A 13,695-nucleotide genomic window follows, 5' to 3' on the forward strand; every position below is an offset into this window, starting at 1 on the left:
TAAACAGGAAGAGCAGCGCTTCTATGCGAGAACCGGCCTCAAGACAACGTTGGACCATGCCTGAAGGCCATGGATGCAGTCGCCTGAGGCCAGCACGGCCGCAACGCCCACCCAAATCCATTTAGCGCTCGCCAATTTCGCCGACGAAGTGGTCGGCACGCTGGCGCGCCTGTTCGCCTATGTGGGGACGCTGGCGCTGTTTGCCATCCTCGCGCTTGCGGGTCTCGGCCAGCTGCCGGATTTGCGCGACGATGAGCCCGCTGCGAGGCCGGGCTGGGCTGTCGCGGACCGGTCGCACCCGGCCTTTGCGCTCAGCCGGCTCGATTCATCAGAGAAAACAGCCTCTTACACCATCTTCAGGCATCCCGAAGGCGGCCGGCGCGACGTGATGCACTGGACTGGCGATGCGGACAAGCCCATGGCCGAGCTCGATATCTACCGGGAAGGCAGCGAATTCGACGTGACGCGGCCGGCGACCGCAGGCCTCGCCGTCCAGATGGGCCTGGGAGCGGCCACCGCGCTCGAGCAGGCCGGCCTGATCGACACCAAATTCGGCCCCGTCGTCCTGTTCCGGCCAACCGTCGCGGCGGATGGGACACCGGCCTGCCTCGGCTACCTCAAGCGCAACGAGGAGCCTGGCTTGCAGATCTCCGGCTTCTCCTGCCAGGGCGACAGCATGCCGGCCCGGCGTGCGGCGATCGCCTGCACGCTGAACCGGCTGACGCTGCTGACCTCGGGCAACGAGCCGAAGCTCGCGGAATTGTTTGCCCATGCCGAGCTGAAGCGCCGCGCCTGCGATCCCGCCGGCTCTGCCGACTGGCTGCTGGGCGCCGCCAACGCACAATTGCGTGGCGCGCTTTGATCCTTATCAAGCTCAAGTAGCTGGTATCCATGCAACTTTTGCCGGCACGCACGATTATTCCGGCGCGGTGTGACTGAATTGACCTAGTTGCGGCCACCCCGGCCGGGCTAGTATGGGGCGAAATCGACTGGCGGCTTGCCGCCTGAAGGGGACGTGATGAGCTCGAATTTCCTTACCGCGAACAAACTGGCGACATTGCTTGCGGCGGGCGCCGCGATTGCCGTGGCCTTCGCGACGCCGGCTTCGGCCGACACCAGGACCAAGCAGCAGCGCTATGACGATCGCGGCCGGCCCGTTTACGGCCCGAGCGGTCCCAATGCGGTCTATCAGCAGGGCCGCACCCGTATCTATGTGAGCAAGCGCTCCTGGCTCGACGGCGGCACCGAGGTCAATCCGGGCGATCGCAAGTTCAGCGACTACGCCTTCCCGCCGGCGGTGGGCTATCCGTCCTTCGCCCGCGAGAACAACAACCGCCCGATCGATCGCCAGCCGCTGCCCACGCCGTCCGATCTCGGCGGCTATCCGCAGAATTTCCCGCTGTACTGAGGCGGACGTATCGACCGAATCAAAAGGCCGGGCTCACGCCCGGCCTTTTTGTTTTTGGAAGGTGCGTCCGCTTCACGCGTTGGCCGCCGGATCGTAACGCCGGCAAAACTCTTCGATCGCCTCGGAGCGGAAATCGGCGAGGCGCTCGAAGATCAGCTCATCCGGCCAATCCCACCAGGCGATGCGGCGCAGGCTTTCCGCGACGGCATCATCAAAGCGCTTGCGGATCGGGCGCGCGGGGACGCCGCCGACAATCGTGTAGGGCTCGACATCGCGGCTGACCACCGCGCCCGCGGCGATCACCGCACCGTCGCCGACGCTCACGCCCGGCAGCAGGATCGCGGCGTGGCCGATCCAGACATCATTGCCGACGATGACACGGTCGCCGCGGCGATCCGCGAAGAAGTCGCGATCGCGGCTCGCCGTCGCGTCGTAATATTCGGGGACATAGGTGAAGCGATGCTGCGACGCGCGGCCCATAGGATGGTTCGGCGCGCCAATCCGCACCGAGTTGGCGATGGCGGTGAATTTTCCGATCAATGCATCGGCAACGTCGCAGTTCTCGCCGAGATAGGAGTAGTCGCCAAGCGAGGCATATTCGATGCGCGTGTGGCTGAGGATCTCGCAGCGCCGCCCGATCTGCGCTTCGCGCTGACGCACCGTTTCATGGATGATGGTTTCCGCGATCTTGGGGCGGGAAGAGGCGTCCATGAGGCGGGCTCCGATGACGGACCGTAGGGTGGGTTAGCCGAAGGCGTAACCCACCGCTTTAGTTTCCAAGGAGGCAGAAGAGGTGGGTTACGCCAAGCGGTCTGCGCTTCGCGCAGTCCGCAAGGCTAACCCACCCTACAAGAGCTGTGCCCGCCTCACGCGTGCAGCTTCTGCAATTCCTTCAAGATCGCTTCGCCCATCTGCGTGGTCGAGGCGGCCGTGGTGCCTTCCGACTTGATGTCGGCGGTGCGCAGGCCGCTTGCGAGCACAGCGGCGATCGCGGCGTCGACCTTGTCGGCGAGCGCGCCCATGTCGAAGGAATAGCGCAGCGCCATGCCGAACGACGAGATCATCGCGATCGGATTGGCGAGACCCTTGCCCGCGATATCAGGCGCCGAACCGTGCACCGGCTCGTACAGCGCCTTACGCTTCTTGCTCTTGACGTCGACTTCGCCGAGCGAGGCCGAGGGCAGCATGCCGAGCGATCCGGTCAGCATCGCCGCGATGTCGGAGAGCATGTCGCCGAACAGATTGTCGGTGACGATAACGTCGAATTGCTTCGGCGCCTTCACCAGCATCATGCCGCCGGAATCCGCGAGCTGGTGCTCGAGCGTGACGTCCGGGTATTCGCGCTTGTGGACCTGGGTCATCACCTCGTTCCAGAGCACGCCCGACTTCATGACGTTGCGCTTCTCCATCGACGTCACCTTGTTCTTGCGCTTCCTGGCAAGCTCGAAGGCGACGCGGCCGATGCGCTCGATCTCATAGGTGTCGTAGACCTGGGTATCGATGGCGCGCTTCTGGCCGTTGCCGAGATCGGTGATGGTCTTGGGCTCGCCGAAATAGACGCCGCCGGTGAGCTCGCGCACGATGACGATGTCGAGACCCTCGACCGCCTCGCGCTTCAGGCTGGAGGCATCGGCCAGCGCCGGATAGCACACGGCCGGGCGCAGGTTGGCGAACAATGCGAGATCCTTGCGCAGGCGCAGCAGGCCGGCTTCGGGGCGCACCTCGTAGGGCACCGCATCCCACTTCGGGCCGCCGACCGCGCCGAAGATGATGGCGTCGGCGGCCAGCGCCTTGGCCATATCGCCCTCGGAGATCGACACCTTGTGGGCGTCATAGGCGGAGCCGCCGACGAGGCCGGTATCGGTCTCGAATTTGGCGATCCCGGCCGAATTGAGCCAATCGATCAGCCGCTTCACCTCGCCCATCACCTCGGGGCCGATACCGTCGCCGGGGAGCAGCAGCAATTTATGGGTCGCCATGGTCGTTTCCTCTGAGATCGAAATTCGGCCGGAGTGCTAGAGCGGCGTTGCGCGCTTGGCAAGACACCATTGCCGCCGCGCGGCTGTGCAAAGCGGGCAGGGCCTGCCACACTGCACAGGCCGGAGTATCCCTTGCACGCCCCTGAGCGCCCCCCACCCGACGCACACACCGCGCGGCTGATCCTGACCCTGTCGCTGGCCGCGACGGTCGGGCTCGGCATCGGCCGCTTTGCCTATGCGCTGGTGCTGCCGGACATGCGGGAGAGCCTCGGCTGGTCCTATTCGGCGGCCGGTTTCATGAACACCATCAACGCCGTCGGCTATCTCGTCGGCGCGCTTGTGGCGTCCCGGCTGATCCAGCGCGTCGGCTGGGCGGCGGCAATCCGCGGCGGAACCCTGGCTTGCCTCGCCGCGCTTGCCACTTGCGCGCTGACCGGCAATTTCGTCGCGCTGAGCCTGGCGCGGCTCGTGCTCGGCCTGGGTGCTGCGGCCGGCTTCGTCGCCGGCGGCGCGCTGGCGGCGACCATCGCGCAGTCGCAGCCCGCGCGGGCCAATTTCCTGCTCAGCCTGTTCTACGCGGGGCCGGGCGTCGGCATTCTCGCCTCCGGGCTGATCGCGCCGTTCACGCTGCAGCATTTCGGCCCGGGCTCGTGGTGGATGGTGTGGTGGGCGCTGACATTGCTCTCCGCCGTGATGACCGTGCCGCTGTTCCTGATCCGCATCGAGAGCAGGGCGCGCTTCACGCAAGCCAGCCACGCCTCCTTCGCGATCCTTCCGGTGCTGATCTATCTCGCCGCCTATTTCCTGTTCGGCGCCGGCTACATCGCCTACATGACCTTCATGATCGCCTATGTGCGCGACAGCGGCGGCGGCGCCGCGGCGCAAGCGGGATTCTGGGGCTTGATCGGCATGAGTGCGTTCGTGACGCCCTGGGTCTGGCGCCGCGTGCTCGCGCTCGACCGCGGCGGGCTTGCGACCACCATCATTCTCGGCACCAACGCGATCGGCGCCGGCCTGCCGATGCTCGGACATTCGACCGCTTGGCTTGCGACCTCGGCGGTGGTGTTCGGCGTCGCCTTCTTCGCGGTGGTCGGATCGACCACCGCCTTTGTCCGATTCAATTATCCGCATGAGGAATGGCCGACCGCGATCGCGGCGATGACGATCTCGTTCGGCGTCGGCCAGACGCTCGGCCCGATCGTGGTGGGCGCGATCACGGATGCGCTGGGGAGCTTGAGTTACGCGCTGAATGTGTCGGCGGCATTGCTGGCGTTGGGGGCGGTGCTGGCGTTGTGCCAGCGGAAGGTGGGGCCGACGCCTAGCTCCCACTAAACGAATTATACCCCTGATCTTCCCAATAACCGCCCTTGTAGTCGTTGGTGACTTCCATCGAGATCACGTATTTCGGGTTCTTGAAGCCGAGCTTGGTCGGCACGCGGATCTTCATCGGGAAACCGTAGGCGCGCGGCAAAATCTCGCCCGCGTATTTGAACGTCATCTGGGTCTGCGGATGCAGCGCGGTGCGCATGTCCAAGGGCGAATTGTAGCCGTCCTTGTCGGCGCACTGGAACCAGACATATTTCGCGCGCGTGTCGGCGCCGATCAGTTTCAGGAAATCGCGCAGCGGCGTGCCGGTCCAGCTGCCGATCGCGCTCCAGCCTTCGACGCAGATGTGGCGGGTGATTTGCGTGAACTGCGGCAGCTTGGTGAGCTCGGGCAGCGTCCAGGACTTCTTGTTGTCGACGAGGCCGCGCACTTCGAGCTTCCAGGCATCGCCATCGACCTCCGGCGCATCGTCGAGATCGTAATAGGCGTTGAACGGGAACGGCTTTGTAATCGCGCTCTCGGGAAACGTCGGCGCCAGCGCATCGGGATTGAAGATGAAATCCTGCACGGCGTCGTTGAATTTCGACACCTTTGCCAGCAGCGCATCGGCGGACGAGGAATCGACCACGTCGCAGCCCGTGAGCAGCGTCAGCGCGCCGAGGCTGGCGCCGCCTGCGATGAAGCGGCGGCGGGTGACATCAGGCATCGTCTTGAGCGAGTCCTTGATCAGTAGCCGCTTGTCGACGCCGGGGATCAGGAATGAACGCTTGGCCATGTGTCTTCTCCCTCAGCGGCCGATGATCATCGCGCGCAGGCTCTTCGGCACCAGCAGCGCAAGCAAGACGTGGATGACGAGGAAGGCGCAGATCGCGGCCATGCAGAAGAAATGGACGTAGCGCGCGGTCGGGTAATCGCCGAACAGCGTGACCAGCCAATGCAATTGCACCGGCTTCCACATCGACAGGCCGGACAGCACGATCAGCACGCCGACCAATATGATGCCGGCATAGAGCGCGCGCTGCACGTAATTGTAGACGCTGAGATCGTCATGGCTGAGCTTGAAGGTCAGCGCCGCCTTGACGTCGTGGATCACGCCCGCCGGCGTGATCGGCAGCAGCTTCTTGCGGAACCGGCCAGTCGCGAAGCCAGTCACGAGATAGGCGAGGCCGTTAACCATCAAGAGCCACATCGCCGCAAAATGCCAGAGCAGGCCCCCGCCGAGCCAGCCGCCGAGCGTGTACTCGCGCGGGAAGCTGAAATTGAACAGCGGCGAGGCGTTATAGATCTGCCAGCCCGACAGGATCATCAGGATCATCGCGACCGCGTTGGTCCAGTGCATGACCCGGACCCAGGCCGGCTGTATGGTCTTGGCCGGGGTGGCACCCACATGCTCATCGACTGTGACTAGGCTCGACATGGTTCCGTCCTGTGAGATCGCGTTGACGATGATACGCCAGCCGCCTGCGTTCGTTACGCCCGCAAATCTGCGAATCTGACGACAGCTTCTCACAATAAAGCGAGCCAGGGGTACCCCCGGCTCGCCTTGCCGTTCATCCCTGCTCAGGGGGACTAAACAGGGTTGCGCGGTGTTAGGTCGCCGGCATCAGCACGGTGTCGACCACATGGATCACGCCGTTTGACTGATTGACGTTGGCGATCGTCACCATCGAGGTGCCGCCCTTGGCGTCGACGATCCAGGTCTTGCCGTCCTGCTTCTTGACGGTGAGTTCCTCGCCCTCGACGGTCTTCAGCTTCTTGCCGTCGGTGAGGTCGGAGGCCTCGAGCTTGCCGGCCACGACATGGTAGGTCAGGATCTTGGTCAGGGTCGCCTTGTTCTCAGGCTTGACCAAGGTGTCGACGGTGCCGGCCGGCAGCTTGCCGAAGGCGGCATTGGTCGGCGCGAACACCGTAAACGGGCCCTTGCCTTCCAGCGTCGGGACGAGACCGGCCGCCTTCACCGCCGCAACAAGCGTGGTGTGGTCCTTCGAATTGACGGCGTTCTGGACGATGTTCTTCGACGGGAACATCGCGGCGCCGCCGACCATGACGGTCTTTTCCTCGGCACGGGCCGGCGCGACGACGGTCGCGGTGATGGCCAGCGCGCTGAAGGCTGCGGCGGTGAGATAGGCAATGCGCTTCGACATGGAGAAACTCCCGATTGGATTGTGGCCGGCGATTGCCGGCGTTCGTTGGGGCAACAACGGCGGCTGCGACAGTTTGACGTGAGGCTGTCGCGCGTCGTTGATCCGAACTACGGGAGGGTCTGCGAAGTGGTTTCGAACAATAATTTATCGTGATGCGTGAAACTATGCGCGGGGGAGGCCGTGTGTGAGCGAACGCGCCACACACTCCGCTGTCGTCCCGGACAAGCGCAGCGCAGATCCGGGACCGGGACGACGAGGGGAGAATGACGCGCTCTGCGTCTCAATCCCTGTTGTGCGGCGTCTGAATGAACCCGCGATTGTGCGTCGGGCTGATCAGGAGCTCGTTGATGCAGACGCGCGGCGGCATGGACGCGATGAACGCGATGGTGCGGCCGAGGTCTTCGGATTGCAGCATCTTTGCCTGCTCCTCCTCGCTCGGCACCACCGGGCGGAGTTTCAGGATCGGCGTCGCCACTTCGCCCGGCATCAAACAGCAGGCGCGCAGGCCGTTGACGCATTCGTCCATGTTGAAGGAATGGGTCAGGGCCAGCACCGCATGCTTGGTCGTGGTGTAGGCCGGGCCCGGCATTTTCGAGACGTGGCGGCCGGCCCATGACGAGACGTTGATGATCGAGCCGTCCTGCTGCTTGCGCATCGTCGGCAGCACCGCGCGCATGCAATAGAGCACGCCGTTGAGATTGACCTGGACCAGCTTGTCCCAGCCGTCCAGTTCCATGTCCTTCCAGCTGCGCTTGGGGACATTGATGCCGGCATTGTTCACGAGCAGGTCGATCCGGCCGTGCCTGGCGACGATGTGATCGGCCGCCTTCTGGGCCTCAGTGGCGCTGGACACGTCCAGCGCAAGCGCCTCGGCGGTCCCGCCCGCCTTGCCGATCTTCGCGACCACGGTCTCCAGGGCGTCCTTGCGGCGGCCGGAGACCACGACGATCCAGCCGTCGGCCGCGAGCGCCTCGGCGCCGGCTTCCCCGATCCCGCTGCCGCCGCCCGTGACCCAGGCCACGCGTTTCCCGTTTTTTGCCATGCCAACTGTCTCCGTTGCTTCATTGGGGCGGTTTTTGCTAATCCAGCCCTCGGTTTTGACCGGCCTTGTTTGCCTTGCGGTCGAGGAAATCTTGCATGAACCAAGCAGCCAGTGCCAATCTGTTTTCCCGCCTGTTCGACGGCCTCGACGATCCCAAACGTCTCGCGATCGAGACGCAGGACGGCGCCCATATCAGCTATGGCGATCTGATCGCACGGGCAGGCCAAATGGCGAATGTGCTGGTCGCGCGCGGTGTGAAGCCCGGCGATCGCGTCGCGGTTCAGGTCGAGAAATCAGTCGCCAATATCGTGCTGTATCTCGGCACGGTGCGGGCCGGCGCGGTCTACCTGCCGCTCAACACCGCCTATACGCTGAACGAGCTCGATTATTTTATTGGCGATGCCGAGCCGTCGCTCGTTGTTTGCGATCCCGCCAAGGCCGAAGGGCTCGCCCCGATCGCGGCCAAGGTGAAGGCCAAGGTCGAGACGTTAGGGCCTGACGGCAAGGGCTCGCTGACGGATGCCGCCGAGACGGCGAGCAGCGAATTCGCGACCGTTCCGCGGGCGAGCGACGATCTCGCCGCGATCCTCTACACGTCCGGCACCACCGGCCGCTCCAAGGGCGCGATGCTCAGCCACGACAATCTCGCGTCGAACTCGCTCTCGCTCGTCGGCTACTGGCGCTTCACCGACAAGGACGTGCTGATCCACGCGCTGCCGATCTACCATACCCACGGCCTGTTCGTGGCGACCAACGTGACGCTGTTTTCGCGGGCGTCGATGATCTTCCTGCCAAAACTCGATCCGGACCTGATCATCAAGCTGATGGCACGTGCCACGGTGCTGATGGGCGTGCCGACGTTCTATACGCGCCTCTTGCAAAATCCCGCGCTGTCGCGCGAGACGACCAAGCATATGCGGCTGTTCATCTCGGGCTCGGCGCCGCTGCTGGCCGAGACTCATCGCGAATGGTCGGCGCGCACGGGCCACGCGGTGCTCGAGCGCTACGGCATGACCGAGACCAACATGAACACGTCGAACCCCTATGACGGCGAGCGCGTGCCCGGCGCGGTCGGCTTTCCCCTCCCCGGCGTCTCCGTGCGCGTGACCGAGCCTGAAACGGGCAAGGAGCTGCCGCGCGACGAAATCGGCATGATCGAGGTCAAGGGCCCGAACGTCTTCAAGGGCTACTGGCGCATGCCGGAGAAGACCAAGTCGGAATTCCGGCCCGATGGTTTCTTCATCACCGGCGATCTCGGCAAGATCGACGGCCAGGGCTACGTCCATATTCTCGGCCGCGGCAAGGATCTCGTGATCTCCGGCGGTTTCAACGTCTATCCGAAGGAAATCGAGAGCGAGATCGACGCCATGCCGGGCGTGATCGAGTCCGCCGTGATCGGCGTGCCGCATGCCGATTTCGGCGAGGGCGTCACGGCAGTGCTGGTCTGCAACAAGGGCGCCGATGTGACTGAAGCTGCGGTGCTGAAGGCGCTCGACGGAAGGCTGGCAAAATTCAAGATGCCCAAGCGCGTCTTCGTTGTCGACGAGCTGCCGCGGAATACGATGGGCAAGGTGCAGAAGAACGTGCTGCGGGATACGTACAAGGATATTTTTGCGAAGAAATAGGGGCGACGCTCTCGCGCCGTCATTGCGAGGAGCCCTTGCGACGAAGCAATCCAGACTGCCGCTGCGGATGGATTCTGGATTGCTTCCGCCTTCGCCGAAGGCTTCGGCGGACAAGTCGCTGCGCTCGCAATGACGGAGTTTGTGGCGACTACTGTCCGCCCACCAGGCTTATCACAAACCGGCTGCCGACGATAAACAGGTAGCAGCCGAACGCCATCTCCAGTGTGCGTTTCGACATCGCATGCGCGGCCCTCACGCCGAGCGGTGCTGTGACCAGGCTCATCGGCATCACCAGCACGGCCCCGATCAGCGAGACGTAGCCAAGCGCGAAGGGGATCTGCAGCGCGGAGACGCTCGGATAGGTCGCGGCTGCCGGCCAACCGGCATAGACGTAGCCGAGCGCGCCGGGGATCGAGATTAGCACCGCGAGCGCCGACGAGGTCGCGACGGCCTGATGAATCGGCCGGCCGTAGAACGTCATCAGCAGATTCGAGAACAGGCCGCCGCCGATGCCCATCAGCGTCGACAAGATGCCGACGCAGAAGCCGTAGACGCGCATCAACGGTCCCTGCGGCAAGTCGTCGCCGAGCTTCCAGGTCTCGCGCGCGAAAATCAGGCGCACGGCGGCCGAATAGGCGACGCAGACGAACACGATCTTGAACAGCCGCTCCGGCGCATAGCGCGCGATCACGCTGCCGGCGACGACGCCGATGACGATCGGCAGCCACCAGACGCGCAGGATCGACATGTCGACCGCACCACGCTTGTAATGTGCCTGGAACGAACGGATCGAGGTCGGGATGATCACGGCGAGCGAGGTGCCGACGCAGAGCGGCATGCGCACCTCGAGCGGCACGCCGGCGATGCGGAAGCATTCGTAGAACACCGGCACGAGAATCGCGCCGCCGCCGATGCCGAACACGCCAGCGAGGAATCCTGAGAGCGCGCCGACTGCGATCAGCAACAGCGCGAGCTCGACGAGCTCCTTGATATCAAGACCTGCAATCATCCGGACCTGCCCCGCAACCCCTCCGATTCGTCCGTTCGGAATGAGCCGCGCAGCAAGCTGTAGGCGATCCGATTTGCGTGGTCGACACGCCCTGCCTTCCGGCTGGGGTGGAATGCAGGATGTGCATATCCGCCGCCTGACGGAAAATCGATGCGTAAGGTGGAAATTGGAAACGACGCATCGCCCAGCTACGCGGCCTTGGCCGTCATGAACTGACTGGTTCGAACGGTGACCACCGATCGGTGGCTTAGAGCCGTTCCAATAGTGATTTCAATGCGCCTTGGCGGTCGTCGCAAGAGATGAATTTATATTCTATCCTTGGTCGGTGCACCATCGCTCTGGTATACCAAGCCCCTGATTGGCTTGTTGCATCAACGCCGTAGAGCTGAACCCAGGTTCCATTTATGGCGATTTGGTGATTGCGCAGGCGAAATCGACTCCGTAAATAGAACCGACCTCTCGCGATCCCCGCGTGCCCTCTGCTGGGCCGCCATAAACATCAAAAGCCCATGACCGCACGGATCGAACGACCGCTTTCCCCACACATGCAAATCTACCGCTGGACGTTGACGATGGCGCTGTCCATCGTCCACCGTGCCACCGGTATCGCCCTCTACGTCGGAACCCTGCTGCTAGTCTGGTGGCTGGTTGCGGCGGCCTCCGGCCCTGCCGCCTACGCCAACGTCCAGGCCTTCACCGGCAGCATCATCGGCCGCCTGATCGTGTTCGGCTACACCTGGGCGCTGATGCACCACATGTTGAGCGGCATCCGGCACTTCGTGTGGGACCTCGGCTACGGCTTCAAGGCCAATGAGCGCGAAGCGCTGACCTGGGGCGCACTGATCGGCGGCATCGCCCTGACGGTGCTGATCTGGATCATCGCCTACGCGATCGGAGGTGGACGATGAGCACTGCCGACACCCCGAAGCGCAGCATGCGCACCCCGCTCGGCCGCGTCCGCAATCTCGGCGCCGCGCATTCCGGCACATCCGATTTCTGGCGCCAGCGCCTCACGGCCGTGGCGATGACGCTGCTGATGATCCCGGTGATCGTGATCATCATGATGCTGCTCGGCCGCAACCAGGCCGGCGCCAAGCAGATCCTCGGCTCGCTGCCGGTCGCCATCATCATGCTGCTCTTCATCGTCGCCAGCGCCTGGCACATGAAGATCGGCATGCAGGTCGTGATCGAGGATTACGTCCACAACGAGAAGCTGAAGCTCGCTTCGATCATGCTCAACAATTTCTTCGCGGTCGCGGTTGCGCTCGCCTCGATCTACGCGATTCTCCAACTGTCATCCGGAGTGTAAGCCATGGCCAACGAGACGAATGGCAAGGGCAACGGCGCTCCCGCCACCAACGGCAAAGCCTATCCGATCGAAGACCACACCTATGACGTCGTCGTGGTCGGCGCCGGTGGCGCGGGCCTGCGCGCCGTGGTCGGCTGCAGCGAGGCCGGCCTGAAGACGGCCTGCATTACAAAAGTGTTTCCGACGCGCTCGCACACGGTTGCGGCGCAGGGCGGCATCTCGGCTTCGCTCGGCAACATGCACAAGGACGACTGGCGCTGGCACATGTACGACACCGTGAAGGGGTCGGACTGGCTCGGCGACCAGGACGCGATCGAATACATGGTGCGCAACGCGCCCGACGCGGTCTACGAGCTCGAGCATTGGGGCGTGCCGTTCTCGCGCACCGAAGACGGCAAGATCTACCAGCGTCCGTTCGGCGGCATGACCATGGACTACGGCAAGGGTCAGGCACAGCGCACCTGCGCCGCCGCCGACCGCACCGGCCACGCCATGCTGCACACGATGTACGGCCAGTCGCTGCGCCACGCGGCCGAGTTCTTCATCGAGTTCTTCGCCATCGACCTGATCATGGACGACCAGGGCACCTGCCGCGGCGTCATTGCGCTCAAGCTCGACGACGGCACGCTGCACCGCTTCCGCGCCCAGACTACGATCCTGGCGACCGGCGGCTACGGCCGCGCCTACGCCTCCTGCACCTCGGCGCATACCTGCACCGGTGACGGCGGCGGCATGGTGCTGCGCGCCGGCCTGCCGATGCAGGACATGGAGTTCGTGCAATTCCACCCGACCGGCATCTACGGCTCGGGCTGTCTCGTCACCGAAGGCGCGCGCGGCGAAGGCGGCTATCTCGTCAACTCCGAGGGCGAGCGCTTCATGGAGCGCTACGCACCCTCCGCAAAGGATCTGGCGTCACGCGATGTCGTCTCGCGCGCGATGACCATCGAGATCCGCGAAGGCCGCGGCGTCGGCAAGAAGAAGGACCACATCTTCCTTCATCTCGACCATCTCGATCCCGCGGTGCTCGCCGAACGCCTGCCGGGCATCTCCGAATCCGCAAAGATCTTCGCCAATGTCGACGTGACGCGCGAGCCGATCCCGATCGTGCCGACCGTGCACTACAACATGGGCGGCATCCCGACGAACTATCATGGCGAAGTCCTGACCAAGAAGGATGGCGACGACAACGCCATCATCCCGGGCCTGATGGCGATCGGCGAAGCCGCCTGCGTCTCCGTGCACGGCGCCAACCGCCTCGGCTCGAACTCGCTGATCGACCTCGTCGTGTTCGGCCGCGCCGCTGCGCTGCGTCTCGCCGAGAAGCTGACGCCGAACGCCAAGCAGCCCGAGCTGCCGGCGAATTCGTCCGATCTCGCGCTCGGCCGCCTCGACCATTACCGCTACGCCGCGGGCGGCACGCCGACCGCAAAGCTGCGCGAAGGCATGCAGCACGTGATGCAGAACAACTGCGCCGTGTTCCGCACCGGTGACATCCTGAGCGAAGGCCAGAACCTGATCGAGAAGGTCCACAGCGGCATCACCGACATCGCCGTGTCCGACCGCTCGCTGGTGTGGAATTCGGATCTCGTCGAGACGCTCGAATTCGACAATCTGATCTCGCAGGCGGTGGTGACGATGAATTCGGCCGCCAACCGCACCGAGAGCCGCGGCGCGCATGCGCGCGAGGACTTCTCCGCGCGCGACGACAAGAACTGGATGAAGCACACGCTGGCCTGGCTGGACGATGCCGGCAAGGTCAAGATCGAGTACCGCCCGGTTCACGACTACACCATGACCAACGACGTGCAGTACATCCCGCCCAAAGCGCGCGTGTACTGAGCGAACAGCGAAAG

At 64.2% G+C, this 13,695-nt stretch carries 14 protein-coding genes; 7 read left to right on the plus strand and 7 right to left on the minus strand.

The window, feature by feature from the left end; genetic code table 11:
* Positions 1–73 precede the first annotated feature (73 nt).
* Both ACLFLU_RS00690 and ACLFLU_RS00695 read left to right on the plus strand, forming a co-directional pair.
* Positions 74–862, plus strand: a complete 789-nt coding sequence (locus ACLFLU_RS00690) for a hypothetical protein (protein ID WP_426410468.1) — start codon at positions 74–76, stop codon at positions 860–862.
* A gap of 156 nt (positions 863–1,018) precedes the next feature.
* The gene (locus ACLFLU_RS00695; RefSeq protein WP_426410469.1) at positions 1,019–1,408 is read left to right on the plus strand and encodes a hypothetical protein; all 390 of its coding nucleotides are present in this window, start codon (positions 1,019–1,021) and stop codon (positions 1,406–1,408) included.
* Positions 1,409–1,480: 72 nt separating this feature from the next.
* Here the strand turns inward: ACLFLU_RS00695 and ACLFLU_RS00700 are convergent, their stop codons facing one another.
* Positions 1,481–2,119: a DapH/DapD/GlmU-related protein gene (locus ACLFLU_RS00700; protein WP_426410470.1), complete on the minus strand. Its 639-nt coding sequence runs from the start codon at positions 2,117–2,119 to the stop codon at positions 1,481–1,483.
* A gap of 155 nt (positions 2,120–2,274) precedes the next feature.
* Positions 2,275–3,387, minus strand: a complete 1,113-nt coding sequence (gene leuB / locus ACLFLU_RS00705; protein WP_326897751.1) for a 3-isopropylmalate dehydrogenase — start codon at positions 3,385–3,387, stop codon at positions 2,275–2,277.
* A 132-nt stretch (positions 3,388–3,519) separates the two neighbouring features.
* Between leuB and ACLFLU_RS00710 the strand changes: the two genes are divergently transcribed.
* Positions 3,520–4,719, plus strand: coding sequence for a YbfB/YjiJ family MFS transporter (locus ACLFLU_RS00710; RefSeq protein ID WP_426410471.1), 1,200 nt, complete (start codon positions 3,520–3,522; stop codon positions 4,717–4,719).
* On the opposite strand, the gene ACLFLU_RS00715 is transcribed toward ACLFLU_RS00710, so the two are convergent.
* From ACLFLU_RS00715 to ACLFLU_RS00730, 4 genes are all read right to left on the minus strand, one after another.
* Positions 4,706–5,488 (minus strand): molybdopterin-binding protein, encoded by a 783-nt coding sequence (locus ACLFLU_RS00715; RefSeq protein ID WP_426410472.1) that lies wholly within the window; start codon positions 5,486–5,488, stop codon positions 4,706–4,708. The genes ACLFLU_RS00710 and ACLFLU_RS00715 overlap by 14 nt on opposite strands.
* A gap of 12 nt (positions 5,489–5,500) precedes the next feature.
* Complete coding sequence (locus tag ACLFLU_RS00720; protein ID WP_426410473.1) at positions 5,501–6,130, minus strand: cytochrome b/b6 domain-containing protein; 630 nt, start codon at positions 6,128–6,130, stop codon at positions 5,501–5,503.
* A gap of 172 nt (positions 6,131–6,302) precedes the next feature.
* Complete coding sequence (locus ACLFLU_RS00725; protein ID WP_426410474.1) at positions 6,303–6,857, minus strand: fasciclin domain-containing protein; 555 nt, start codon at positions 6,855–6,857, stop codon at positions 6,303–6,305.
* Positions 6,858–7,137: 280 nt separating this feature from the next.
* Positions 7,138–7,899: an SDR family oxidoreductase gene (locus tag ACLFLU_RS00730; RefSeq protein ID WP_426410475.1), complete on the minus strand. Its 762-nt coding sequence runs from the start codon at positions 7,897–7,899 to the stop codon at positions 7,138–7,140.
* Positions 7,900–7,994: 95 nt separating this feature from the next.
* Here ACLFLU_RS00730 and ACLFLU_RS00735 point away from each other — a divergent pair, with 95 nt between their 5' ends.
* Positions 7,995–9,524: a malonate--CoA ligase gene (locus tag ACLFLU_RS00735; protein ID WP_426410476.1), complete on the plus strand. Its 1,530-nt coding sequence runs from the start codon at positions 7,995–7,997 to the stop codon at positions 9,522–9,524.
* Positions 9,525–9,672: 148 nt separating this feature from the next.
* Here the strand turns inward: ACLFLU_RS00735 and ACLFLU_RS00740 are convergent, their stop codons facing one another.
* Positions 9,673–10,533: a sulfite exporter TauE/SafE family protein gene (locus ACLFLU_RS00740; RefSeq protein ID WP_426410477.1), complete on the minus strand. Its 861-nt coding sequence runs from the start codon at positions 10,531–10,533 to the stop codon at positions 9,673–9,675.
* 509 nt (positions 10,534–11,042) lie between these two features.
* On the opposite strand from ACLFLU_RS00740, the gene sdhC reads away from it, so the two are divergent.
* Genes sdhC through sdhA form a run of 3 tightly spaced genes read left to right on the plus strand, consistent with a single transcriptional unit; the run spans position 11,043 to position 13,681 of the window.
* A complete protein-coding gene (gene sdhC, locus ACLFLU_RS00745; protein WP_426410478.1) occupies positions 11,043–11,441 on the plus strand; it encodes a succinate dehydrogenase, cytochrome b556 subunit in 399 nt (132 codons plus the stop codon).
* Complete coding sequence (gene sdhD, locus ACLFLU_RS00750; protein ID WP_426410479.1) at positions 11,438–11,842, plus strand: succinate dehydrogenase, hydrophobic membrane anchor protein; 405 nt, start codon at positions 11,438–11,440, stop codon at positions 11,840–11,842. The genes sdhC and sdhD overlap by 4 nt, the downstream gene beginning before the upstream one ends.
* 3 nt (positions 11,843–11,845) lie before the next feature.
* The gene (gene sdhA, locus ACLFLU_RS00755) at positions 11,846–13,681 is read left to right on the plus strand and encodes a succinate dehydrogenase flavoprotein subunit (RefSeq protein WP_426410480.1); all 1,836 of its coding nucleotides are present in this window, start codon (positions 11,846–11,848) and stop codon (positions 13,679–13,681) included.
* The last annotated feature ends 14 nt before the right edge of the window (positions 13,682–13,695 follow it).

Origin of the sequence: Bradyrhizobium ganzhouense (genome assembly GCF_049949285.1) — a bacterium.
Taxonomy (GTDB): Bacteria; Pseudomonadota; Alphaproteobacteria; order Rhizobiales; family Xanthobacteraceae; genus Bradyrhizobium; species Bradyrhizobium ganzhouense.